Here is a 24,938-nt window from a genome sequence, read left to right as displayed (position 1 = left end):
CGGGTTTTACCAGCTAGCTTTTTTCACACCAGGAATTTGTCCCTTATACGCTAATTCGCGGAAACAAATACGGCAAAGCTTAAATTTACGGTACACAGAATGTGGACGACCACAACGTTCGCAACGTGTGTATTCTTGTACTTTATATTTAGGCGTGCGTTTTTGTTTCGCAATCATTGACTTCTTAGCCACATCTTCGCCTCCCTCTAATTAGAGATTACTTTTGGAACGGCATTCCAAATTGAGTTAACAGTTCACGAGCTTCTTCATCTGTTTTTGCAGTTGTAACGATAACAATATCCATTCCTCTAACTTTGTTTACTTTATCGTAATCAATTTCAGGGAAAATCAATTGTTCTTTAACACCTAGAGTGTAGTTACCGCGTCCATCAAATGATTTTTTAGATACACCACGGAAGTCACGTACACGTGGAAGAGAAACAGATACAAGTTTATCAAGGAATTGATACATGCGTTCTCCACGAAGAGTAACTTTTGCTCCGATAGGCATTCCTTCACGTAGACGGAAACCTGCAATTGACTTCTTAGCACGAGTGATTACTGGTTTTTGACCTGTAATTTGTGCTAATTCTTCAACAGCAACATCTAATGCTTTAGCGTTTGCTACCGCATCACCGACACCCATGTTAACAACGATTTTTTCCAGTTTTGGAACTTCCATAACTGATTTATAATTGAACTTGCTCATAAGAGCAGGAGTAGTTTCTTTAACAAATTTTTCTTTTAGGCGGTTCATTCATTGTACCTCCCTTCTTCATTTGAACTATTTATCTAGAATTTCACCGGATTTTTTCGCTACGCGTACTTTTTTACCATCAACCGTTTTTGATCCTACACGAGTAGGTTCACCAGTTTTAGGGTCGATAGGCATAACGTTGGATACATGAATAGCAGCTTCCTGGTCATTGATTCCACCTTGTGGATTCAATTGGGATGGCTTAGAGTGCTTCTTAACAATGTTGATTCCTTCAACGATCACGCGATCTTTTTTAGGGAATGCAGCAAGAACAACACCAGTTTTGCCTTTATCCTTACCAGAGATGACCATTACTTTGTCACCTTTTTTAACATGCATCTTTTCGCACCTCCTTAAAGGCAATTAAAATTTATATTATAGTACTTCTGGAGCTAATGATACAATCTTCATAAAGTTGTTATCGCGAAGTTCGCGTGCAACTGGTCCAAAGATACGTGTTCCACGTGGACTCTTATCATCACGGATAATTACACATGCGTTTTCATCGAAACGAATGTAAGTACCGTCTGCACGACGAACACCACTTTTAGTTCTAACGACTACTGCTTTAACTACGTCACCTTTTTTAACAACGCCACCTGGTGTTGCTTGTTTCACAGTAACGACGATGATATCACCGATGTTTGCAGTTTTACGTCCTGAACCACCAAGAACTTTAATAGTAAGTACTTCACGAGCACCAGAGTTGTCAGCAACTTTCAAACGTGATTCTTGTTGAATCATGTGTGTAACCTCCCTTCGGGATGCTTAATTCCGAACAATTATATAATAACTGCTTTTTCTACTACTTCTACAAGACGGAAACGTTTTGTAGCTGATAACGGGCGAGTTTCCATAATGCGTACGATATCGCCAGTTTTTGCTGTGTTTTGCTCATCATGAGCTTTATACTTCTTAGAGTATTTCACGCGTTTGCCATATAAAGGGTGTTTTTTGTATGTTTCAACAACAACTGTAATGGTTTTATCCATTTTATCAGATACAACACGACCAGTATAGACTTTGCGTTGATTGCGTTCGCTCATTCTACGAACCTCCTCTCAACTTATCGATTATTGACGCCGATTTCTCTCTCACGAATGACAGTTTTCATTCGAGCGATCGCTTTGCGTACTTCACGAATGCGAGCTGTATTTTCAAGTTGTCCAGTCGCTAATTGAAAGCGAAGGTTGAAAAGCTCTTCTTTTAAGGATTTAACTTTTTGTTCAATTTCAGCAGTGGTAAGGTCACGAATTTCATTAGCTTTCATTAGTTTCACCACCAATTTCTTCACGTTTTACAAACTTACATTTAACAGGAAGTTTGTGCGCTGCAAGACGAAGAGCTTCACGAGCGATCTCTTCAGATACACCAGCTACTTCGAACATAATTTTTCCAGGCTTAACTACCGCTACCCAACCTTCAGGAGCACCCTTACCGGAACCCATTCGGACTTCAAGAGGCTTAGCAGTGTAAGGCTTATGAGGGAAAATTTTAATCCAAACTTTACCGCCACGTTTCATATAACGTGTCATTGCAATACGAGCAGACTCGATTTGACGGTTTGTAATCCAAGAAGCTTCTAAAGATTGTAAACCATATTCACCGAATGCAACTTCTGTACCACCTTTTGCTTGACCACGCATTTTACCACGATGAACACGACGATATTTTACACGTTTAGGTAGTAACATATTATTTGCCTCCTTCCTCAGTTTTCTTCTTCGTTGGAAGGATCTCTCCACGATAGATCCAAACTTTTACACCTAATTTACCATAAGTTGTATCAGCTTCAGCAGTTGCATAGTCGATATCTGCGCGTAGAGTGTGTAATGGAACAGTTCCTTCGCTATAAGACTCTGAACGAGCGATATCTGCGCCGCCTAGACGACCTGATACCATTGTTTTGATACCTTTAGCACCAGCACGCATTGAACGTTGGATTGCTTGTTTTTGAGCACGACGGAAAGATACACGGTTTTCTAATTGACGAGCAATGTTCTCAGCAACTAGTTTCGCATCCATATCTGCTCTTTTAATTTCTAAAATATTGATGTGTACACGTTTGCCAGTAAGTGAGTTAAGAGCTTTACGTAAAGCTTCAACTTCTGTTCCACCTTTACCAATAACCATACCTGGTTTAGCAGTGTGGATAGTAACATTTAAGCGGTTAGCAGCACGCTCGATTTCTACTTTAGAAACAGAAGCATCACTTAGGCGTTTTGTAATATACTCACGTACCTTTAGGTCTTCGTGTAAAAGATCAGCATAGTCTTTACCTGCGAACCATTTAGATTCCCAGTCACGAATGATCCCGACACGTAAACCGACTGGATTTACTTTTTGACCCACTAATTACCCCTCCTTCTTTTCTGATACAACGATAGTGATGTGGCTAGTACGTTTGTTAATTTGACTTGCGCGACCTTGTGCACGTGGACGGAATCTCTTTAGAGTTGGTCCTTCATTAACGTATGCTTGCTCAACCACTAGGTTATTAATATCCATTTCGTAGTTATGCTCTGCGTTAGCAATAGCAGATTTTAAAACTTTCTCTACGATTGGAGAAGCTGCTTTTGGAGTTAACTTCAAAATAGCTACCGCTTCACCAACTTGCTTTCCTCGAATTAAATCTACGACTAAACGAGCTTTACGAGGAGCAATACGAACTGTATTTGCAACAGCTTTTGCTTGCATTAGAATGCCCTCCTCTCATTAACGTCTTGTTTTCTTATCGTCACTTGCATGACCTTTGTAAGTACGAGTTGGAGCAAATTCTCCAAGTTTGTGACCTACCATGTCTTCAGTAACATAAACTGGAACATGTTTACGACCATCATAAACAGCGATTGTTTGACCGATGAATTGTGGGAAGATCGTAGAACGACGAGACCAAGTTTTCACAACTTGCTTCTTATCACTATCACTTAATTTTTCGATCTTTGTTAGTAAATGATCATCAACAAAAGGTCCTTTTTTTAAGCTGCGACCCATAATGGAACCTCCCTTCGTGATTGTTCTACGGTTCTATCATTGAACCGTAGTTCAACCCCGTTATTTTTTACGGCTACGTACAATAAATTTATCAGATTTATTTTTCTTGCTACGCGTTTTGTAACCAAGTGTTGGTTTACCCCATGGAGACATTGGTGATTTACGTCCGATTGGAGCGCGTCCTTCACCACCACCGTGTGGATGGTCATTAGGGTTCATTACAGATCCACGTACAGTTGGGCGTTTACCTAACCAACGATTACGACCTGCTTTACCAATGTTGATTAATTCATGTTGTTCATTACCAACTTGACCGATTGATGCACGGCAAGTAGCAAGAATTAAACGAACTTCACCAGAATTTAAACGTACAAGTACGTATTTCCCTTCTTTACCAAGCACTTGAGCGCTTGTTCCAGCAGAGCGAACTAATTGTCCACCTTTACCTGGTTTTAACTCGATGTTGTGGATTACTGTACCAACTGGAATGTTAGCAAGTGGTAATGCATTACCTGGCTTGATATCAGCCTCAGGCCCTGACATAACTTCTAATCCAACTTCTAAATTTTTCGGTGCAAGAATGTAGCGTTTTTCACCGTCTACATAATTGATTAACGCGATATTAGCAGATCTATTTGGATCGTACTCAATTGTAGCAACGCGTCCTGGAATGCCATCTTTGTCACGTTTAAAATCGATTACACGATATTGACGCTTATGACCTCCACCTTGATGACGAACAGTTAACTTACCTTGGTTATTACGGCCGCCTTTTCTGTGTAAAGGAGCAAGTAATGACTTTTCAGGAGTACTTGTAGTGATTTCACTAAAGTCTGAAGACGTCATATTACGTCGACCGTTGGAGGTAGGTTTATATTTTTTAATCGCCATTTGTGTTCCCTCCTCTTCTAAATATTATTATTAAGCTTCAAAGAATTCGATTTCTTTGCTGTCAGCTGTTAATTTAACAATTGCCTTACGACGTTTGTTTGTGTATCCACCAAAACGTCCCATACGCTTGAATTTACCTTTGTAGTTCATGATGTTAACTTTTTCAACTTTAACGCCAAAGATTTCTTCGACAGCATCTTTAACTTGAGTTTTATTAGCTCTTACATCAACTTCAAACGTGTATTTTTTATCAACCATTAAATCAGTAGAACGTTCAGTGATAACGGGGCGCTTAATCGTATCGCGTGCATCCATTATGCAAGCACCTCCTCTACTTTTTCAACCGCTGCTTTTGTCATGATTAATTTATCATGGTTTAAAACATCTAATACTGTAATTCCAGAAGCAGTAACAACTGTTACCCCCGGGATGTTACGAGCAGATAATGCTACGTTTTCATCAAGGTCAGCTGTAACGATTAATGCTTTCTTTTCTACAGAAAGATTACCTAATACGGCTTTGAAATCTTTAGTTTTAGGTGCATCAAAAGCAAGGCTTTGTAATACTAAAATATTTTCTTCTAATACTTTAGTAGATAATGCGGATTTAATTGCTAATCTACGAACTTTTTTAGGTAATTTATAGCTATAGCTACGCGGAACCGGTCCAAATACCGTACCACCACCACGCCATTGTGGAGATCTGATAGATCCTTGACGTGCACGTCCTGTACCTTTTTGGCGCCATGGCTTACGTCCACCACCAGCAACCTCAGAACGAATTTTAGTTTTATGAGTTCCTTGACGTAAAGAAGCTCTTTGCATAACAACTGCTTCAAATAAAACACTTTTGTTAGGCTCGATACCAAATACTGATTCATTTAATTCGATATCTCCAGCTTGCTTACCGTCTTGGTTGAATAATGCAACTTTAGGCATTCTTATTTCCTCCTTTCCAGATTAATAATTATGCTTTAACAGCAGTTTTGATTTTTAATAAAGCTTTTCTAGCTCCAGGTACATTACCTTTAATTAATAGAAGATTGCGTTCTGCATCTACTTTAACGATTTCTAAGTTTTGAACAGTAATTTGTTCTCCACCCATACGTCCTGGTAATGCTTTCCCTTTAAATACACGGTTTGGTGCTACAGGTCCCATTGAACCCGGACGACGATGGTAACGAGATCCGTGAGCCATTGGTCCGCGAGATTGTCCATGGCGCTTAATTGAACCTTGGAAACCTTTCCCTTTAGAAACACCTGTTACATCCACTATATCGCCTTCAGCGAAAATACTTACATTGACTTCTTGACCAACCTCGTACTCTTCCACGCTAACATCTCTAAATTCACGAACGAAGCGCTTAGGAGCAGTACTTGCTTTAGCAACATGTCCTTGTTCAGGTTTGTTAGCTAACTTTTCACGTTTGTTTTCAAATCCGATTTGTACTGCTGCATAGCCATCAGCTTCAACAGTTTTCTTTTGAAGAACAACGTTCTCAGCAGCTTCCACTACAGTTACAGGGATAAGATTGCCGTTATCAGCGAATACTTGAGTCATACCTATTTTTCTTCCTAAGATTCCTTTGGTCATTTAAGTCACACCTCCTGATTGTTTAAATGTTTATTTCAATTATAATTTAATTTCGATATCTACACCTGATGGTAAATCCAGACGCATTAGTGAATCAACTGTTTGTGGAGTTGGGTTCACGATGTCGATTAGACGTTTATGCGTACGCATTTCAAACTGTTCACGAGAATCTTTATATTTATGAACCGCACGTAGGATTGTGTATATAGACTTCTCTGTTGGTAACGGAATCGGTCCAGATACAGCAGCACCAGAACGTTTTGCAGTTTCAACGATTTTCTCAGCTGATTGATCCAAAATTCTATGATCATACGCTTTTAAACGAATACGAATTTTTTGTTTTGCCATTATTTTCCCTCCTTTTCGCCTATTTTAGAATAGACATTCTCCGCAGGAATTTCCCACACACTCGCCATGGCAAAGCGGCCGGGTGTGTCAGCAACCTCCCACATCATCGCAAGTCAAAGACCAACATTGTCTATTATACATAAAAACGCCTAGAAAAGCAACAACATTTATTATTTTTCTTTCGTTTTAGTACACTCAGATTATTATACATATTCCATGATCATATTTCAACCCAATGTATAATTGTCAGTCAATTGGTAATGAACCGTTTAGATTGAGAAAACTATTATTAAGACTTTTATATTCTAACAAAAAATAGTGAAAGATTATATAGAAAGATTTTGGAAAACGTCTTTCTTCTATATTAATAACCCTATCTATTATAGCTAACCTGAGAATATTTAAACATTATTCCTTTATACAATCATTATCCAAATAGCATAATAACTATTTGCGCTCCTAAATCTATTTTAATACGATAGATTTGTTCACAAAAAAAAAAACAAGCTGACGAATCAGCTTGTTTTTTATCAAAGGTTATTATTCAACGATAGTAGCAACGACACCAGCGCCTACTGTACGTCCACCTTCACGAATAGAGAATTTAGTTCCTTCTTCGATAGCGATAGAAGAAATTAATTCAACATCCATTTCGATGTTATCGCCAGGCATAACCATTTCTACACCTTCAGGTAAGTTACAAATACCAGTTACATCAGTTGTACGGAAGTAGAACTGAGGACGGTAGTTTGTGAAGAATGGAGTATGACGTCCACCTTCTTCTTTTGATAATACGTAAACTTCTGCTTTGAATTTTACGTGTGGAGTAATTGAACCTGGTTTTGCTAATACTTGACCACGTTGGATTTCTTCACGAGCAACCCCACGAAGAAGTGCACCAATGTTATCTCCAGCTTCAGCATAATCAAGTAATTTACGGAACATTTCAACACCAGTTACAGTAGTTGATTTTTTCTCTTCAGCTAAACCGATGATGTCTACAACGTCACCAACTTTAACTTGTCCACGCTCAACACGACCTGTTGCAACTGTACCACGACCAGTGATTGAGAATACATCCTCAACTGGCATCATGAATGGTTTGTCAGTGTCACGAGTTGGAGTTGGGATATATTCATCAACTGCAGCCATAAGCTCAGTGATTTTTTCTTCCCAAGCAGCATCTCCTTCAAGAGCTTTAAGAGCAGAACCTTTAATTACAGGAATATCATCACCAGGGAATTCATATTCTGTTAATAGGTCACGTACTTCCATTTCTACTAATTCTAATAATTCTTCATCATCAACCATATCACATTTGTTTAAGAATACTACTAAGTGAGGTACACCAACTTGACGAGAAAGAAGGATGTGCTCACGAGTTTGTGGCATTGGACCATCAGTAGCAGATACTACTAAGATACCACCATCCATTTGAGCAGCACCAGTGATCATGTTTTTAACATAGTCAGCATGTCCTGGGCAGTCAACGTGTGCATAGTGACGAGTAGCAGTTTCGTACTCAACGTGTGCAGTTGAGATTGTGATTCCACGCTCACGCTCTTCTGGAGCAGCGTCGATTTGATCATAACCGCGAGCTTCACCGCCACCAACTTTAGAAAGTACAGTTGTGATAGCAGCTGTTAATGTAGTTTTACCATGGTCAACGTGACCAATTGTTCCAATATTTACGTGTGGCTTAGAACGATCGTATTTAGCTTTTGCCATTAGGAAAATCCTCCTTTGATTTGTAAAAAATAAGTATTTTTATAGAGCTGTGATTAATGATCACAGCTTTATTGCCTACATAGTAGTTATACTTCATTAAAAAGGTAAAATCAACAATTACCCTTTATTTTTTTTGATGATCTCTTCAGAGATTGATTTTGGTACTTCTTCATAGTGATCAAACACCATAGAGAATACTCCACGACCTTGTGTGCTTGAACGTAATGTCGTAGCATAACCAAACATTTCAGAAAGAGGAACCATCGCACGAACAACTTGTGCGTTACCACGAGCTTCCATACCTTCAACACGTCCACGACGTGAAGTGATATTACCCATGATATCACCCATGTATTCTTCAGGGATGATAACTTCTACCTTCATAACAGGTTCAAGAATTACAGGATTACATTTAGATGCTGCATTTTTCAATGCCATTGAAGCAGCGATTTTGAACGCCATTTCAGATGAGTCAACATCATGGTATGATCCATCAAATAATTTAGCTTTGATGTCTACCATTGGATAACCAGCAAGTACTCCTCTTTGTAATGCATCTTCTAAACCAGCTTGAACCGGAGCGATGTATTCACGTGGAACAACACCACCGACGATAGCATTTTCAAATTCGAATCCTTTACCTTCTTCGTTTGGTGAGAACTCAATCCAAACGTGACCATATTGTCCACGTCCACCAGATTGACGTGTGAATTTCCCTTCAACTGCAGCAGATGAACGGAATGTTTCACGGTAAGCAACCTGAGGAGCACCAACATTAGCTTCAACTTTGAACTCACGACGCATACGGTCTACAAGAATATCTAAGTGAAGTTCACCCATACCAGCGATGATAACCTGACCAGTTTCCTGGTTTGTATGCGCGCGGAATGTTGGATCTTCTTCTTGTAATTTTTGTAGTGCAGTTGTCATTTTATCTTGGTCAGCTTTTGATTTTGGCTCAATAGACAATTCGATAACCGGCTCTGGGAATTCCATTGATTCTAAGATTACTAAATCCTTTTCATCACATAGAGTATCTCCAGTAGTAGTATCTTTTAAACCTACAGCTGCTGCGATATCACCAGCATATACTTCTGTAATTTCTTGACGGCTGTTTGCGTGCATTTGTAGAATACGTCCTACGCGCTCACGCTTACCTTTTGTAGAGTTTTGTACATATGAACCAGAGCTCAATGTACCAGAGTATACACGGAAGAATGTCAGTTTACCAACGAATGGATCTGTCATTACTTTGAATGCAAGAGCAGCGAATGGCTCATCATCACTTGAATGCTTTTCGATCACTTCATCTGAATCAGGAGCAGTACCTTTAATTGCTGGTACGTCTAATGGAGATGGTAAGTATTCAATAACAGCATCAAGCATTTTTTGAACACCTTTGTTTTTGAAAGCAGAACCACAGATTACTGGGTAGAATTCAACGTTAACTGTACCTTTACGGATAGCAGCTTTTAATTCATCAGTAGTGATTTCCTCACCACCAAGATATTTTTCCATTAACTCTTCATCAAGTTCAGCTACAGCTTCAACCAATTTCTCATGGTATTCTTCTGCTAACTCTCTGTAGTCTTCTGGAATTTCACGTTCTTGAATATCTGTTCCTAAGTCATTTCCGTAGAAAGTTGCTTTCATTTCAACTAAGTCAATGATACCTTCGAATTGATCTTCAGCACCAATTGGTAGTTGAATTGCATGAGCGTTTGCTTGTAAACGGTCATGTAAAGTTTTTAATGAATAAAGGAAATCTGCACCGATTTTATCCATTTTGTTTACGAATACTACACGAGGTACACCATATGTTGTTGCTTGACGCCAAACAGTTTCTGTTTGTGGCTCAACACCAGATTGTGCATCAAGTACTGCAACAGCACCATCAAGTACACGCAGAGAACGTTCAACTTCAACAGTGAAGTCTACGTGTCCTGGAGTATCAATGATGTTTACACGGTTACCTTTCCATTGTGCAGTTGTTGCTGCTGATGTGATGGTAATTCCACGCTCTTGTTCTTGCTCCATCCAGTCCATTTGAGATGCACCTTCGTGAGTTTCACCAATTTTGTGGATACGACCAGTGTAGTAAAGTACACGCTCAGTTGTAGTCGTTTTACCAGCATCAATATGTGCCATGATACCAATATTACGAGTGTTTTCTAAGGAGAACTCTCTTGCCATTTGGTCTTTCTCCTTTCATAATGAAAGTATTTTTGTAAATTATAATTTTACCAACGGTAGTGAGCAAACGCTTTGTTCGCTTCTGCCATTTTGTGTGTATCTTCACGTTTCTTAACTGATGCACCAGTGTTGTTAGCTGCATCTAAGATTTCGTTAGCTAGTCTCTCTTCCATTGTTTTCTCTCCGCGAAGACGAGCGTAGTTAACTAACCAGCGAAGACCTAAAGTTGTACGTCTTTCAGGACGAACCTCCACTGGAACTTGATAGTTAGAACCACCAACACGGCGTGCTCTTACTTCAAGAACTGGCATGATATTCTTTAATGCTTGATCAAATACTTCAATCGCTTCTTTTCCAGAACGCTCAGCAACGATTTCGAATGCTGAATACAGGATAGCTTGCGATTTCCCTCTTTTACCATCAATCATCATTTTGTTGATTAAACGAGATACAAGCTTTGAATTGTAAATCGGATCTGGTAATACGTCTCTTTTTGCTACAGGACCTTTACGTGGCATTTGATTTCCTCCTTTCAATTATGCTATAAATTCTATTTTATTATTTTTTAGCTGCTTTTGGTTTTTTAGTACCGTATTTAGAACGACCTTGCATACGGTTGTTAACTCCAGCAGTATCAAGCGCACCGCGTACGATATGATAACGTACCCCCGGTAAGTCTTTTACACGTCCTCCACGGATTAGTACAACACTATGTTCTTGTAGGTTGTGACCAATACCAGGAATGTATGCTGTTACTTCGATACCATTTGTTAAACGAACACGTGCATATTTACGTAATGCAGAGTTTGGTTTTTTCGGTGTCATTGTACCAACACGAGTACATACCCCACGTTTTTGAGGTGAAGATACGTTTGTTTGTGCTTTTTTGAAACTGTTATAACCTTTGTTTAACGCAGGAGACTTCGACTTCTCTTCAGTAGATTGACGAGGCTTGCGCACTAATTGGTTAATTGTTGGCATTTCTTTTTCCTCCCTTCCTTTATGTTTGAAGCCCACACATCCAGGTGGTTCATATTAGGGCAAAAACAAAGTTCTCATGGTTAATTCCATAAAAACAGTTTTAAATAATTATGGCAACAGTCGCTGCGCCTACTTCTATTCCGCATGATTCGCCAAGCTTCTTCATGGATTCAACAAGTATAATAGGAATATTCACTTCTTCAGCTACCTCAGATACCTTTCTAATGATCATCGGATCGGCATCCTCTGCAACGATAACCTCAGTTGCAATCCCTTTTTTTAACGCTTTTACTGTTTGCTTTGTTCCTACTACTATTTTACTTGCCTGTCGTACTTTTTCATAAGACATTTTTATATCCTCCAAAGCAACAGGTGAATAGGAGCACCTTTGATATAGTATCATCTATAAAATTAGATGTCAATTATTTTCCTAAAAAACTTTCCTTTAAAAAATAGATATGTTCATAAAAGGTATGGATGTTGACCTATCTATCAATTCACAAATGATAGATAGGTCAACGTAATAACCATATGCCTTTTTTGGAAAAGATCTAATTTATCGCTATTACTCTACAGTAACAGACTCTTCTGTTAGTTCTTCTGCAGTAATAGGTTCAGCATGACGATATCTTGGCATACCAGTTCCAGCAGGAACTAATTTACCAATAATTACATTCTCTTTCAATCCTAGTAATTCATCGCGTTTACCTTTAATCGCAGCATCTGTCAGAACTCTTGTAGTTTCTTGGAATGATGCAGCTGATAAGAATGAATCTGTTTCAAGAGATGCTTTTGTGATACCAAGTAATACCGGTCTTCCTGTTGCAGGAAGTTTTCCTTCTCTTAAAGCTTTTGCGTTTGCATCAGTAAATTGGTGAATGTCTAATAGAGTACCTGGTAATACATCTGTCTCACCAGCATCTACCACTCTGATTTTGCGTAGCATTTGGCGAACCATTACTTCTACGTGCTTATCACCAATTTCTACCCCTTGCATACGATAAACTTTTTGTACTTCACGAAGTAGATATTCTTGTACTGCTGTAACGTTTTTCACTTTAATTAATTCTTTCGGATCAATAGAACCTTCTGTTAATTCCTGCCCTTGCTCTACTACATCATCAACTTTTACTTTAAGTCTTGCTGTATAAGGAGCAGTATATGTTCTAGTTTCTAATTCACCTTGAACAACAATTTCATGTTGACGGTCTCTACCTTCGTTGATACCAACAACAACCCCTGCCATTTCCGTAATAACCGCTTGCCCTTTTGGATTACGAGCTTCGAATATTTCTTGGATACGAGGTAAACCTTGTGTGATATCGTCTCCAGCAACCCCACCAGTATGGAATGTACGCATTGTTAACTGTGTACCCGGTTCCCCGATAGATTGTGCTGCAATAATACCAACAGCTTCTCCAACTTCCACTTCTTGACCAGTTGCTAGGTTGCGACCATAACATTTTTTACATACACCATGACGAGTATTACATGTAAACGCCGAACGGATCCATACTTCTTCGATATTAGCTTCAACAATTTCCACTGCTAAATCTTCTGTAATAAGTCCATTTTCAGGAACAATAACTTCGTTTGTTTCTGGGTGTTTAATTGATCTTCTTGCATATCTTCCGATTAAACGCTCATCTAGTGATTCGATAATTTCTGTACCTTCTTTAAGCGCCGAAACTAATAATCCTCTGTCTGTACCACAATCATCCTCACGAACAATGACATCTTGTGCTACGTCAACAAGACGACGAGTCAAGTAACCAGAGTCTGCTGTTTTTAGTGCTGTATCGGCAAGACCTTTACGCGCACCATGTGTAGAGATAAAGTACTCTAATACCGTTAAACCTTCACGGAAACTTGAGATAATCGGTAATTCGATGATTCTACCAGCCGGGTTGGCCATCAAACCACGCATACCAGCAAGCTGTGTAAAGTTAGATGCGTTACCACGGGCTCCGGAGTCACTCATCATAAAGATTGGATTACGTTTATCTAAGGATTTCATCAGTTTTGCCTGGATTGTATCTTTTGCAGCACTCCAGATAGAAATAACGCGATCATAACGCTCTTCCTCTGTGATTAATCCACGTCTAAACTGTTTCATTACATTATCTACTTTGCTTTGTGCTTCTTCGATAATTTCTTGTTTTTCGCCTAATACTACGATGTCAGCTACACCAACAGTAATACCAGCTTTAGTAGAATGTTTAAATCCTAAGTCTTTCATTCTATCCAACATCTTAGAAGTTTCTGTTATCTTGAATCGTTTAAAGACTTCAGCAATTATATTACCTAAAATTTTCTTTTTGAACGGTTCGATAATCGGCAACTCTCTAATTGCAGCAGGTACATCTACACCTGGCTCAACAAAGTATCTTTCAGGAGTTTTTTCTTCTAAGTTTGTTTTCGTTGGTTCGTTAATGTACGGGAAAGATTTTGGTAAAATTTCATTGAACACTAACTTACCTACTGTTGTTAACAACAATTGTTTATTCTGTTCTTCTGTAAATGTTTCGTTATTTAAAGAACTAGCACGTACCGCCACACGAGTGTGTAAATGCACATAACCATTTTGATAAGCTAATAAAGCCTCATTTGTATCATTGAAGATCATACCTTCTCCAACTGCACCTTCACGCTCTAATGTTAGGTAGTAGTTTCCTAATACCATATCCTGCGAAGGAGTAACAACTGGCTTACCATCTTTAGGGTTCAAAATGTTTTGGGCTGCAAGCATAAGTAAACGAGCTTCTGCTTGTGCTTCAGATGATAACGGAACGTGAACCGCCATTTGGTCTCCGTCAAAGTCAGCGTTGTAAGCTGTACATACTAGCGGATGTAGACGAATTGCACGGCCTTCTACTAGCGTTGGTTCAAATGCTTGAATACCTAATCTGTGTAAAGTTGGGGCGCGGTTAAGTAAAACAGGGTGCTCCTTAATAACTTCCTCCAGCACATCCCAAACTTCCGGTTGAAGTCTTTCGATTTTTCTTTTCGCAGATTTAATATTGTGGGCAATACCCTTTTCTACTAACTCTTTCATTACGAAAGGCTTAAATAATTCAATCGCCATTTCTCTAGGTAGACCACATTGATACATCTTTAAGTTCGGACCTACAACGATAACAGAACGACCAGAATAATCAACACGTTTTCCTAATAAGTTTTGACGGAAACGTCCTTGTTTACCTTTAAGCATATGTGACAATGATTTAAGTGGTCTGTTACCAGGACCAGTTACTGGACGCCCGCGACGGCCGTTATCAATCAACGCATCTACAGCTTCTTGGAGCATACGTTTTTCGTTTTGTACGATAATGCTTGGTGCACCTAAGTCTAATAATCTTTTTAGACGATTATTACGGTTAATAACACGACGGTATAAATCATTTAGGTCAGAAGTCGCAAAGCGGCCACCATCTAATTGAACCATCGGGCGCAATTCTGGAGGAATTACTGGAAGCACGTCAAGAATCATCCAAGAAGGCTCATTTCCAGAACCACGGAACGCTTCTAATACTTCTAGTCTTTTAATCGCACGAGTTCTTCTTTGCCCTTGTGCTGTTTTTAATTCTTCTTTTAATGCATCTACTTCTTTATTTAAATCAATATCTGATAATAACTTCTTTATAGATTCAGCACCCATTGAAGCTTGGAACTTCACACCGTATTTATCACGGTATGCTCTATACTCTTTCTCTGAAAGAAGTTGTTTCTTCTCAAGAGCAGTGTCACCTGGATCTGTTACAACATAAGAAGCAAAATAAATAACTTCTTCCAGTGCACGTGGAGACATATCTAACACTAGACCCATACGGCTTGGGATTCCTTTGAAATACCAAATATGTGATACCGGAGCCGCTAATTCGATGTGTCCCATACGTTCACGACGAACCTTTGCACGAGTAACTTCTACTCCACAACGGTCACAGACTACCCCTTTGTATCTAACACGCTTGTATTTACCACAGTGACATTCCCAGTCTTTTGTAGGACCAAAAATACGCTCACAGAACAAGCCATCTTTTTCCGGTTTTAAAGTACGATAGTTAATTGTTTCTGGCTTTTTGACTTCACCAAATGACCATGAACGGATTTTATCTGGCGAAGCTAGACCTATTTTCATATATTCAAAATTATTAACATCCAACAAGGGTCCTACCTCCCTTTCGATCTTCAGGCTTTTGCCTTACTTAAAAACTTCTAAAAACATTTATAATCAAAGACAGGCCGTCACAAAAGGGTCTGACTTCACTTGAATAATCTATTTTAAAAGATATAAAAGGATCTTCTATCTAGATGTCTTCGCAGTGGAGTCTGACCCTTTTGTTTTTAGACAGGCCATGTTCATTACTTTATTATTCTTGCATGCCTACCTTTTCTGACTCAGGCTCTTGTGTTTCGGAAACAATTGTCAGAGATTCAGCTTGATGAATATCATCGTCATCATCTGTGTCTCTCATTTCAATTTCTTCTTCTGTGCTAGATAAGATTTTCACATCTAATCCTAAACTTTGCAGCTCTTTCATTAATACGCGGAATGATTCAGGAACTCCTGGTTCTGGAACGTTTTCTCCTTTAACAATCGCTTCATATGTTTTCACACGACCAACAACGTCATCTGATTTAACAGTAAGAATTTCTTGTAAAGTATAAGCAGCTCCATAAGCCTCCAGCGCCCAAACCTCCATCTCTCCAAAACGCTGACCACCGAACTGAGCTTTTCCTCCTAGTGGTTGTTGCGTTACTAAAGAATATGGTCCTGTTGAACGAGCATGTAGTTTATCATCAACCATATGAGCAAGTTTGATCATATACATAACTCCAACGGATACACGGTTATCAAAAGGTTCACCTGAACGTCCGTCATATAGTACTGTTTTCGCATCTTGCGCCATTCCAGCTTCTCTAATTGTTTCCCATACATCTTCCTCACGAGCACCATCAAATACTGGTGATGCAACATGGATATTTAAGCTTCTTGCAGCCATTCCCAGATGCAATTCTAATACCTGACCGATATTCATACGTGATGGTACACCTAGTGGATTTAACATGATATCAACTGGTGTTCCGTCTGGTAAGTATGGCATATCTTCTTCAGGTAAAATTCGGGAAATAACCCCTTTGTTACCGTGACGACCTGCCATCTTATCGCCTTCATGGATTTTACGTTTTTGAACAATATATACACGTACTAATTGGTTAACACCTGGTGGTAATTCGTCTCCATCTTCTCTATTGAAGACTTTAACATCGTGGACGATTCCGCCGCCACCATGTGGAACGCGTAAACTTGTATCACGTACTTCACGTGCTTTTTCACCAAAGATAGCATGTAATAATCTTTCTTCTGCTGTTAATTCAGTTACCCCTTTAGGTGTAACTTTACCAACAAGCAAATCACCATCTTTTACTTCGGCACCGATACGAATAATACCACGATCATCTAAGTTACGTAACGCATCTTCTCCGACATTCGGAATATCACGCGTAATTTCTTCTGGTCCTAATTTTGTATCACGAGATTCTGATTCATATTCTTCAATATGAATAGAAGTATAAACATCATCTTTTACTAAGCGTTCACTCATGATAATAGCATCCTCATAGTTGTATCCGTCCCATGTCATAAAGGCAACTAATACGTTACGTCCAAGGGCTAATTCACCAAGTTCCATAGAAGGACCATCAGCTAAAACCTCACCTTTTGTTACTTTATCACCTACAGCAACAATCGGGCGTTGATTATAACAAGTACCTTGGTTTGAACGAACAAACTTAAGCATCTTATATTTATCAAGATTTCCTTTTACTTCTTGACCATCTACTTCAGAAATACGTCTAACCCATACTTCACGAGCTTCTACATGTTCAACAATACCAGGATGCTTACAGATAACAGCTGCCCCTGAGTCTTTTCCTGAAACGTATTCCATTCCAGTTCCTACTCTTGGAGCTTCTGGCTGCATTAAAGGTACTGCTTGACGCTGCATGTTCGCACCCATTAAGGCACGGTTAGAGTCATCATTTTCTAAGAACGGGATACACGCTGTTGCAGCAGATACAACCTGCTTTGGAGATACGTCCATATAGTCTACACGATCACGCTTAACAACAACGTTCTCATCACGGAAACGTGCTACTACATCTTCATCTAAGAAAGAACCATCTTCCCCTAAACGAGCATTCGCTTGGGCAACAACATAGTTATCTTGTTCATCAGCTGTTAAATAATCAATTCGTGACGATACTTTACCTGTCTCAGGATCAACACGTCTGTATGGTGTTTCAATAAAACCAAAACGGTTTACTTTTGCATAAGAAGATAAAGAGTTAATCAAACCAATGTTTGGTCCCTCAGGTGTTTCAATCGGACACATACGGCCATAGTGAGAATAGTGAACGTCACGAACTTCCATTCCTGCACGTTCTCTTGTTAAACCACCAGGTCCTAATGCAGATAAACGACGTTTGTGTGTTAATTCTGCTAATGGATTTGTTTGGTCCATGAATTGAGAAAGCTGAGAGCTTCCAAAGAATTCTTTAATAGATGCAATAACAGGTCTGATATTAATTAACTGCTGCGGTGTAATAGTATTTGTGTCTTGAATAGACATTCTTTCACGAACAACACGCTCCATTCTTGATAAACCAATACGGAATTGATTTTGCAACAATTCGCCTACAGAACGAAGACGTCTGTTACCTAAATGGTCAATATCATCTGTTAGACCTACTCCATGTAATAAATTAAAGAAATAACTGATAGAAGCAATGATATCTGAAGGAGAGATGTTTTTCACAGCTTCTTCTACATATGCATTACTAATAACATTAATTTCTTTATCCCCTTCATCTAGTGGTGAATAAATTTTCACTGATTGTACAACAACATCATCTTCTAATACTCCGCCATACGGGCTCAGCTTTTTAAAGCCGATATTGTTTTCTAGATTAGGAATAATACGGTCAAGCGCACGGCGATCTAAAAGAGTTCCTTTTTCAGCGATAATCTCGCCAGTTTCAGGATCCACTAATGTTTCTGCTAAACGCTGATTAAATAATCTATTTTTAATATGAAGCTTTTTATTGATTTTATAACGACCTACATTCGCAAGGTCGTATCTTTTTGGATCGAAAAATCTCGATACCAATAGACTTTTTGCGTTTTCAACAGTAGGTGGTTCTCCTGGACGAAGACGCTCATAAATTTCTAATAGCGCTTTGTCTGTTCCTTCTGTGTTATCTTTTTCTAAAGTATTACGCAAATACTCATTGTCACCAATCAATTCAATAATCTCTTGATCGGAACCAAATCCTAATGCGCGTAAAAGAACAGTAACAGGAAGTTTACGTGTACGATCAATACGCACATATACTACATCCTTTGCATCTGTTTCATACTCTAGCCATGCTCCACGGTTAGGAATTACTGTTGCAGTAAATCCTTTTTTACCGTTTTTATCAAGTTTTCCATTATAATAAACACTTGGAGAACGTACTAACTGAGAAACGATAACTCGTTCCGCACCATTAATAACAAAAGTACCAGTTTCAGTCATAAGCGGGAAATCACCCATGAATACATCTTGGTCTTTTACTTCTCCTGTTTCTTTATTTACAAGACGAACCTTCACACGCAAAGGTGCAGAATATGTAACATCTCGCTCTTTCGATTCTTCCACTGAATACTTAGGATCTCCCAAGCTATAATCAATGAAATCAAGTGATAAATTGCCAGTAAAATCTTCAATAGGCGAAATGTCCTGGAACATTTCTCGCAATCCCTCATCTAAAAACCATTGATAGGAAGAGGTTTGGATTTCAATAAGATTTGGTAATTCTAAAACCTCACTAATTCGTGCGTAGCTTCTCCGCTGGCGGTGTCGTCCATACTGAACAAGTTGACCTGTCAACTGATTCACCCCTCAAATCAAACGTTATAGTACATCTATTAACATCTTATAAAAAAGGATATTAGACCCATTTTTATAAGACAAAAAGAAAAAGGGTTTTCCAATCAAAAAACCACATTTTCATATTTCTAATATTATTCTGTTAGTTTTTCCTTCTTACACCAATTTTATACAGTAACTTAGATAAAATTGCGAGTTTCAGAAAAATATTATATTGGCATTATACAATGCTATCACAACAAAAAGGACTAGTCAATCTTTTTTGCTTGAATTATAAAATAGCCTTTTTTCTTTTCTACTATGTTTACCTCTTTAAAGAATTCTTCTAATTTCGCAATAGCAGAGGGTGCTCCTTGTTTCTTTTGAATCACAACCCATAATTCCCCATTAGGTACTAAACACTCATAGCTTTGCTCAAAAATATCATGAACTACTTTCTTCCCCGCTCTTATCGGCGGATTAGTTAAAATAGAGGCAAACTTTTGTCCTTTCACACGAAGCAGTCGATCACTTTCATATATGCGAATATTTTCAACGCCGTTTTGTCTGGCATTTTCTTCTGCTAATTCAATAGCACGTAAATTAACATCAACCATATGGACCATTCTATTTGGGGAAGTCTTCGCAATAGATATACCTATCGGGCCATATCCACAGCCTACATCTAATATATCTCCATCTAAATCAGGCAAGGTATACGTCTCTATCAATAATCTAGACCCAAAGTCCACTTCTTTTTTAGAAAAGACTCCATTATCTGTTTTAAAACGTATTGTATTACCTTTAAGCGTAAAATTCCAGTAATTTGGATCGCTATTTACATTTTGGGTTCGGGAATAATAATGTTCCGTCATACGAACACCTCCTTAGGAGAATTTATTTAAGGAAGACTACTTGAGGATTGACTACAAAGCACAGCATCGTAATCAATTAAAAAGCGCAGACGACTTTTCCTAAAGTTATCTTATACCATCAGTAGCTTATTCATAGAACTCCTTAGAAGATAAATTCCCCCAGCAGTTCACATTCACTTCTAACTTGGTAAATTGCGCCTAACTTTTCTTAAGTCCTTCTCACTTTTCAGGAAAAAAAAGCCCGCTAAAATAGCGAGCTTCTTTTCAACTAACATTACTTAACTTCAACGTTAGCTCCAACTTCTTCAAGTTTAGCTTTGATTTCTTCAGCTTCTTCTTTAGAAGCTCCTTCTTTAACTGCTTTTGGAGTGTTGTCAACAAGTTCTTTTGCTTCTTTAAGACCAAGACCTGTGATTTCACGTACAACTTTGATAACTTTGATTTTTTGATCTCCAGCAGATGCAAGAACTACATCAAACTCAGATTTTTCAGCAGCAGCTTCTCCGCCACCTGCAACTACAGCTACAGGAGCAGCAGCAGTTACTCCAAATTCTTCTTCAATTGCTTTTACTAAATCGTTTAATTCTAAAACAGTCATATTTTTAACTGCTTCTAAGATTTGTTCTTTAGACATTATATGTTTCCTCCTTGTTTTTTGGGGTTTTATGATACGTTTCCGTATAAAATATTAAGCGCCTTGTTCTTCTTTTTGATCTGCAACTGCTTTTGTAGCAAGAGCAAGGTTGCGGATTGGTGCTTGAAGAACGCTGAGTAACATAGAAAGTAAACCTTCGCGTGACGGAAGTTCTGCTAGAGCTTTCACTTCTTCAACTGTTGCTAAGTTCCCTTCGATTACTCCCGCTTTAATTTCTAATGCTTCATGGTTTTTAGCGAAGTCATTTAGAATTTTTGCTGGTGCAACAACATCCTCATTACTGAACGCAATAGCGTTTGGACCAGTTAAGGATTCGTTTAAACCTGCTAATTCAACAGATTCTGCAGCACGGCGAGTTAAAGAGTTTTTGAAAACTTTAAACTCGATTCCTGCATCACGAAGTTGTTTACGAAGTTCAGTTACTTCTGAAACAGTCAAACCACGGTAGTCAACAACGATAGTTGATTTACTTGCTTTGAATTTCTCCGCAATATCAGATACTATTTGTTTCTTTTGTTCGATTACGCTGCTCATCTTTACACCTCCTGTAGAATTTCTACATTCATACCGACAAATAAAATCCTCCATATCTATTAGACATGGAGGTGTATACAATAGTCGTTCTCACAACTGATCAAATAATCTATCGTATTACCTCGGCAGGAAATTAAGCTAAAATTTAGCACCTACTGTCTACGGTACAAATGTTATTTATTTTTTCAACAAGATGAAGTATATGCTATCCATCTTGTTTTGTCAAATACCAATTTTTATCAAACAGTAGATGGATCTACTTTTACGCCAGGTCCCATTGTTGAAGTAACAGATACGTTCTTCATGTAAGTACCTTTCGCAGCAGCTGGTTTAGCTTTTGACATTGTGTCAAAGATAGTTTGGAAGTTCTCAACTAGTTTAGCTTCATCGAAAGAAACTTTACCGATTGGAACATGTACGTTACCAGCTTTGTCTACACGGTATTCTACTTTACCAGCTTTGATTTCGTTAACTGCTTTTGTTACATCAAATGTAACTGTACCAGTTTTAGGGTTTGGCATTAAACCTTTAGGTCCTAATACACGACCAAGTTTACCAACTTCACCCATCATATCTGGAGTTGCAACGATTACGTCAAAATCGAACCAACCTTGTTGGATTTTATTTATAAATTCAGCATCGCCTACATAGTCTGCTCCTGCTGCTTCTGCTTCTTTTAATTTTTCACCTTTAGCGAAAACTAAAACGCGTTGAGTTTTACCGGTACCGTTTGGAAGAACTACTGCTCCACGGATTTGTTGGTCTGCTTTCTTAGGATCTACTCCTAGACGGAAAGCAACTTCAACTGATGCATCAAATTTTGTAGTGCTAGTTTTTTTCACTAACTCAATTGCTTCTTGAATTGGGTAAGCTTTAGTACGATCAACAAGTTTGATAGCTTCTAAATACTTCTTACCTTTTTTAGCCATAACTATATTTCCTCCTTGAATTGTGGTTTTAGCGGAATTACCTCCCACGAATAAAGGTTGCGACTAAAGATTCACCGTCGTCACAACCTTAATCAACACTAACCATATATAGGTTTAGTCTTCAATAACAATACCCATGCTGCGGGCAGTACCTTCAACCATGCGCATAGCAGATTCAACACTAGCTGCATTTAGATCAGGCATTTTTGTTTCAGCAATCTCGCGTACTTTATCACGCTTAACAGTTGCTACTTTATTACGATTTGGTTCACCAGAACCAGACTCGATACCAGCTGCTTTTTTAAGTAAAACTGCAGCAGGTGGAGTTTTTGTAATAAATGTAAATGAACGGTCTTCGAAAACCGTAATCTCAACAGGAATGATTAAACCAGCTTGTTCAGCTGTACGAGCGTTAAACTCCTTACAGAATCCCATGATATTTACGCCAGCTTGACCCAATGCAGGACCAACTGGTGGTGCCGGATTCGCTTTAGCTGCTGGGATTTGCAATTTAACAACTTTAATTACTTTTTTAGCCACGAGACACACCTCCTTAAAGTCCGTGATGTGGTAATAGGGGTTTCCCCTCCCACTCAACTTATCGTCTTTATATGAAATAAAGAAATTTGACAATATCTTATCTCTTTATGAGATATACTGACCTATGAAATAGTAACACTTTTTCAATACCATTTCAAGTTTTCTAGTTAAAATTTTTCAATTTGTGTAAAATCGAGCTCCACAGGAGTATCTCTACCAAACATATTTACTAGTACTTTAACCTTTGCTTTATCCTTATCAATTTCCTCAACTGTACCAGTGAAATTAGCAAATGGACCTTCATTTACTTTTACTGTTTCTCCTAATTCAAACTCAATTTCAATTCTTTGTTCCTCTACGCCCATTCTTTTCAGAATTACTTGGACTTCTTCTGGTAAAAGCGGCGTTGGTTTTGATCCAGACCCAGCGGAACCAACGAATCCAGTTACACCAGGGGTATTACGTACGACATACCAAGAATCATCAGTCATAACAATTTCTACCAACACATAACCTGGGAATACTTTTCTTTTTACTACTTTTGTTTTACCGTTTCTGATATCTGTTTCTTCTTCTTCAGGTACAACCACGCGAAAAATTTTATCTTGCATCGCCATTGTTTCTACCCGTTTTTCTAAATTCGCTTTCACCTTATTCTCATATCCAGAGTACGTATGCACTACATACCAGTTTTTTTCCATAAAAGAGGACTACTTCGTCCGTCCCTCCCTGCAACATTATTTTTTTCGTGCTGTTTTTTATAGTATCTGTAAGGAACAAGTCATTTATTTTTCAGCAAATGAAAAAACCCGTTACCGGGCTTTTGTAAATGTTTCCTATCGTTTTACCATTATACCATGAGTAGACAACTGTTATTCAAGTATTAAACGAATAAGTTCGGAAATTCCTAAATCAACAACAGCAAAGAAGATAGCAAAAAAGACAACTGTCACAAGGACTGTGAGTGTATAATTAGTTAACTCCTTTTTTTTCGGCCAGCTAACTTTCTTTAATTCTCTACCAACTTCACGAAAATACTTAACAGCACTTTGCATTTTTGTTACCTCCATCTTTAAGAGCGGGCATTATCCAAAATCATTATTTTGTTTCTTTATGAACAGTATGAGCATTACAATTTTGACAAAATTTCTTTACTTCTAAACGTTCTGTACCATTGTTACTCACAGTAGAATAATTTCTTGACCCACATTTTTCACATGCTAACACAATCTTTTTTCTCATTCCACTTACACCTACTACGTCCTTTATATCTTCTCAAACTGTATCATGGACACGCGTAAGATGTCAATATCAGTAAATATTTGCTATTCCAAAAAAACTTTTACGCTCATAGCGAGAATTCTCTTATTTCTAAATACCGCTCTAATTTTCTTTTCACCCGCTGAAGGGCATTATCAATAGACTTCACATGCCTATTCAATTCCTCAGAAATTTCTTGATAAGATTGACCATCAAGATATAGAGACAATACTTTTCTTTCTAAATCACTCAATAATTCAGACATTTTGATCTCGATGTGATCATATTCTTCCTGATTAATGATCAATTCTTCTGGATCAAGAACCTTTGCTCCAGAGATAATATCCATTAACGTTCGATCAGACTCTTCATCGTAAATGGGCTTGTCCAAAGAAACATAAGAATTTAAAGGAATATGCTTCTGCCTAGTGGCCGTTTTGATAGCAGTAATGATTTGTCTTGTTATACATAATTCAGCAAATGCCTTAAAGGAAGAAAGTTTGTCCTCTTTAAAATCGCGTATTGCCTTATAAAGACCAATCATTCCCTCTTGCACAATATCTTCTTTGTCTGCTCCGATTAAGAAATAGGATCTGGCTTTAGCTCGCACAAAGTTACGATACTTTTGAATTAAATAATCCAAAGCATCACTTTCCCCTTGATGCACCAATTCCACCAACACTTCATCTTCAAGTTCCATATAATTCCCAGTATACTCGTTACGCTTAGTCCAGCTGTCAGTACTCATAC

General features: G+C 38.3%; 31 protein-coding genes and 1 other annotated feature. All 31 genes read right to left on the bottom strand.

Annotated features, from left to right (window positions below; all coding sequences use genetic code 11):
• Positions 1-6 precede the first annotated feature (6 nt).
• The 31 genes from rpsN to sigH all read right to left on the bottom strand — a co-directional run bounded on the left by rpsN (position 7) and on the right by sigH (position 24,936).
• Positions 7-192: a 30S ribosomal protein S14 gene (gene rpsN / locus NX902_RS00805; protein WP_009499044.1), complete on the bottom strand. Its 186-nt coding sequence runs from the start codon at positions 190-192 to the stop codon at positions 7-9.
• Between the two features lie 25 nt (positions 193-217).
• A complete protein-coding gene (gene rplE, locus NX902_RS00800) occupies positions 218-757 on the bottom strand; it encodes a 50S ribosomal protein L5 (RefSeq protein WP_047943719.1) in 540 nt (179 codons plus the stop codon).
• Positions 758-784: 27 nt separating this feature from the next.
• Positions 785-1,096: a 50S ribosomal protein L24 gene (gene rplX, locus NX902_RS00795; protein ID WP_016204568.1), complete on the bottom strand. Its 312-nt coding sequence runs from the start codon at positions 1,094-1,096 to the stop codon at positions 785-787.
• 36 nt (positions 1,097-1,132) lie between these two features.
• The gene (gene rplN, locus NX902_RS00790; RefSeq protein WP_016204567.1) at positions 1,133-1,501 is read right to left on the bottom strand and encodes a 50S ribosomal protein L14; all 369 of its coding nucleotides are present in this window, start codon (positions 1,499-1,501) and stop codon (positions 1,133-1,135) included.
• Between the two features lie 38 nt (positions 1,502-1,539).
• Positions 1,540-1,803: a 30S ribosomal protein S17 gene (gene rpsQ / locus NX902_RS00785; RefSeq protein WP_031537905.1), complete on the bottom strand. Its 264-nt coding sequence runs from the start codon at positions 1,801-1,803 to the stop codon at positions 1,540-1,542.
• 20 nt (positions 1,804-1,823) lie between these two features.
• Positions 1,824-2,027, bottom strand: a complete 204-nt coding sequence (gene rpmC / locus NX902_RS00780; RefSeq protein WP_003351417.1) for a 50S ribosomal protein L29 — start codon at positions 2,025-2,027, stop codon at positions 1,824-1,826.
• On the bottom strand, positions 2,017-2,451 hold the full coding sequence (gene rplP / locus NX902_RS00775; RefSeq protein WP_016204565.1) for a 50S ribosomal protein L16: 435 nt from the start codon (positions 2,449-2,451) through the stop codon (positions 2,017-2,019). The genes rpmC and rplP overlap by 11 nt, the downstream gene beginning before the upstream one ends.
• Position 2,452: 1 nt before the next feature.
• Positions 2,453-3,109, bottom strand: coding sequence for a 30S ribosomal protein S3 (rpsC, locus tag NX902_RS00770; protein WP_047943718.1), 657 nt, complete (start codon positions 3,107-3,109; stop codon positions 2,453-2,455).
• A 3-nt stretch (positions 3,110-3,112) separates the two neighbouring features.
• Entirely contained in the window at positions 3,113-3,454 is a 342-nt protein-coding gene (gene rplV / locus NX902_RS00765) for a 50S ribosomal protein L22 (RefSeq protein ID WP_047943717.1), read from the bottom strand.
• A gap of 18 nt (positions 3,455-3,472) precedes the next feature.
• Positions 3,473-3,751 (bottom strand): 30S ribosomal protein S19, encoded by a 279-nt coding sequence (rpsS, locus tag NX902_RS00760; protein WP_016204562.1) that lies wholly within the window; start codon positions 3,749-3,751, stop codon positions 3,473-3,475.
• 60 nt (positions 3,752-3,811) lie between these two features.
• Positions 3,812-4,642, bottom strand: coding sequence for a 50S ribosomal protein L2 (rplB, locus tag NX902_RS00755; RefSeq protein WP_016204561.1), 831 nt, complete (start codon positions 4,640-4,642; stop codon positions 3,812-3,814).
• 30 nt (positions 4,643-4,672) lie between these two features.
• Positions 4,673-4,957 (bottom strand): 50S ribosomal protein L23, encoded by a 285-nt coding sequence (gene rplW / locus NX902_RS00750; protein ID WP_016204560.1) that lies wholly within the window; start codon positions 4,955-4,957, stop codon positions 4,673-4,675.
• A complete protein-coding gene (gene rplD, locus NX902_RS00745) occupies positions 4,957-5,580 on the bottom strand; it encodes a 50S ribosomal protein L4 (RefSeq protein WP_095333638.1) in 624 nt (207 codons plus the stop codon). The genes rplW and rplD overlap by 1 nt, the downstream gene beginning before the upstream one ends.
• Before the next feature lie 28 nt (positions 5,581-5,608).
• On the bottom strand, positions 5,609-6,235 hold the full coding sequence (gene rplC / locus NX902_RS00740) for a 50S ribosomal protein L3 (protein ID WP_095333636.1): 627 nt from the start codon (positions 6,233-6,235) through the stop codon (positions 5,609-5,611).
• A 39-nt stretch (positions 6,236-6,274) separates the two neighbouring features.
• Positions 6,275-6,583 carry a 30S ribosomal protein S10 gene (gene rpsJ / locus NX902_RS00735; RefSeq protein ID WP_009336571.1) on the bottom strand — a complete coding sequence of 103 codons (309 nt, stop codon included), beginning with the start codon at positions 6,581-6,583 and terminating at the stop codon, positions 6,275-6,277.
• A gap of 540 nt (positions 6,584-7,123) precedes the next feature.
• Positions 7,124-8,311 carry an elongation factor Tu gene (gene tuf, locus NX902_RS00730; RefSeq protein WP_095333634.1) on the bottom strand — a complete coding sequence of 396 codons (1,188 nt, stop codon included), beginning with the start codon at positions 8,309-8,311 and terminating at the stop codon, positions 7,124-7,126.
• A gap of 117 nt (positions 8,312-8,428) precedes the next feature.
• Complete coding sequence (gene fusA / locus NX902_RS00725; RefSeq protein ID WP_095333632.1) at positions 8,429-10,504, bottom strand: elongation factor G; 2,076 nt, start codon at positions 10,502-10,504, stop codon at positions 8,429-8,431.
• A 47-nt stretch (positions 10,505-10,551) separates the two neighbouring features.
• Positions 10,552-11,022 (bottom strand): 30S ribosomal protein S7, encoded by a 471-nt coding sequence (rpsG, locus tag NX902_RS00720; protein WP_016204554.1) that lies wholly within the window; start codon positions 11,020-11,022, stop codon positions 10,552-10,554.
• A gap of 40 nt (positions 11,023-11,062) precedes the next feature.
• Positions 11,063-11,485 (bottom strand): 30S ribosomal protein S12, encoded by a 423-nt coding sequence (gene rpsL / locus NX902_RS00715; protein WP_047943712.1) that lies wholly within the window; start codon positions 11,483-11,485, stop codon positions 11,063-11,065.
• Positions 11,486-11,585: 100 nt separating this feature from the next.
• Positions 11,586-11,834, bottom strand: coding sequence for a 50S ribosomal protein L7ae-like protein (locus NX902_RS00710; protein WP_047943711.1), 249 nt, complete (start codon positions 11,832-11,834; stop codon positions 11,586-11,588).
• 216 nt (positions 11,835-12,050) lie between these two features.
• Complete coding sequence (gene rpoC, locus NX902_RS00705; RefSeq protein WP_047943710.1) at positions 12,051-15,650, bottom strand: DNA-directed RNA polymerase subunit beta'; 3,600 nt, start codon at positions 15,648-15,650, stop codon at positions 12,051-12,053.
• A 205-nt stretch (positions 15,651-15,855) separates the two neighbouring features.
• A complete protein-coding gene (gene rpoB, locus NX902_RS00700) occupies positions 15,856-19,416 on the bottom strand; it encodes a DNA-directed RNA polymerase subunit beta (RefSeq protein ID WP_047943709.1) in 3,561 nt (1,186 codons plus the stop codon).
• A gap of 248 nt (positions 19,417-19,664) precedes the next feature.
• Entirely contained in the window at positions 19,665-20,270 is a 606-nt protein-coding gene (locus NX902_RS00695; protein WP_341160491.1) for a class I SAM-dependent methyltransferase, read from the bottom strand.
• A gap of 274 nt (positions 20,271-20,544) precedes the next feature.
• A complete protein-coding gene (rplL, locus tag NX902_RS00690; RefSeq protein ID WP_095333626.1) occupies positions 20,545-20,904 on the bottom strand; it encodes a 50S ribosomal protein L7/L12 in 360 nt (119 codons plus the stop codon).
• Between the two features lie 54 nt (positions 20,905-20,958).
• Positions 20,959-21,459, bottom strand: a complete 501-nt coding sequence (gene rplJ / locus NX902_RS00685; protein ID WP_047943706.1) for a 50S ribosomal protein L10 — start codon at positions 21,457-21,459, stop codon at positions 20,959-20,961.
• Between the two features lie 32 nt (positions 21,460-21,491).
• Positions 21,492-21,642: a sequence feature (ribosomal protein L10 leader region), on the bottom strand.
• Positions 21,643-21,698: 56 nt separating this feature from the next.
• Complete coding sequence (rplA, locus tag NX902_RS00680; RefSeq protein WP_095333624.1) at positions 21,699-22,388, bottom strand: 50S ribosomal protein L1; 690 nt, start codon at positions 22,386-22,388, stop codon at positions 21,699-21,701.
• A 114-nt stretch (positions 22,389-22,502) separates the two neighbouring features.
• On the bottom strand, positions 22,503-22,928 hold the full coding sequence (gene rplK, locus NX902_RS00675; protein WP_031537888.1) for a 50S ribosomal protein L11: 426 nt from the start codon (positions 22,926-22,928) through the stop codon (positions 22,503-22,505).
• 167 nt (positions 22,929-23,095) lie between these two features.
• Positions 23,096-23,629 carry a transcription termination/antitermination protein NusG gene (gene nusG, locus NX902_RS00670; protein WP_016204544.1) on the bottom strand — a complete coding sequence of 178 codons (534 nt, stop codon included), beginning with the start codon at positions 23,627-23,629 and terminating at the stop codon, positions 23,096-23,098.
• Positions 23,630-23,800: 171 nt separating this feature from the next.
• Positions 23,801-23,983 (bottom strand): preprotein translocase subunit SecE, encoded by a 183-nt coding sequence (secE, locus tag NX902_RS00665; RefSeq protein WP_047943704.1) that lies wholly within the window; start codon positions 23,981-23,983, stop codon positions 23,801-23,803.
• A gap of 43 nt (positions 23,984-24,026) precedes the next feature.
• Positions 24,027-24,170: a 50S ribosomal protein L33 gene (rpmG, locus tag NX902_RS00660; protein WP_047943703.1), complete on the bottom strand. Its 144-nt coding sequence runs from the start codon at positions 24,168-24,170 to the stop codon at positions 24,027-24,029.
• A gap of 106 nt (positions 24,171-24,276) precedes the next feature.
• Entirely contained in the window at positions 24,277-24,936 is a 660-nt protein-coding gene (gene sigH / locus NX902_RS00655) for an RNA polymerase sporulation sigma factor SigH (protein ID WP_341160490.1), read from the bottom strand.
• Positions 24,937-24,938: the final 2 nt, after the last annotated feature.

The organism is Niallia sp. FSL W8-0954 (assembly GCF_038005605.1).
GTDB classification, from domain to species: domain Bacteria; phylum Bacillota; class Bacilli; order Bacillales; family Cytobacillaceae; genus Niallia; species Niallia circulans_A.
The sequence above is the reverse complement of the archived record's forward strand: the minus strand, read 5'-3'. Positions and strand labels throughout refer to the sequence as shown.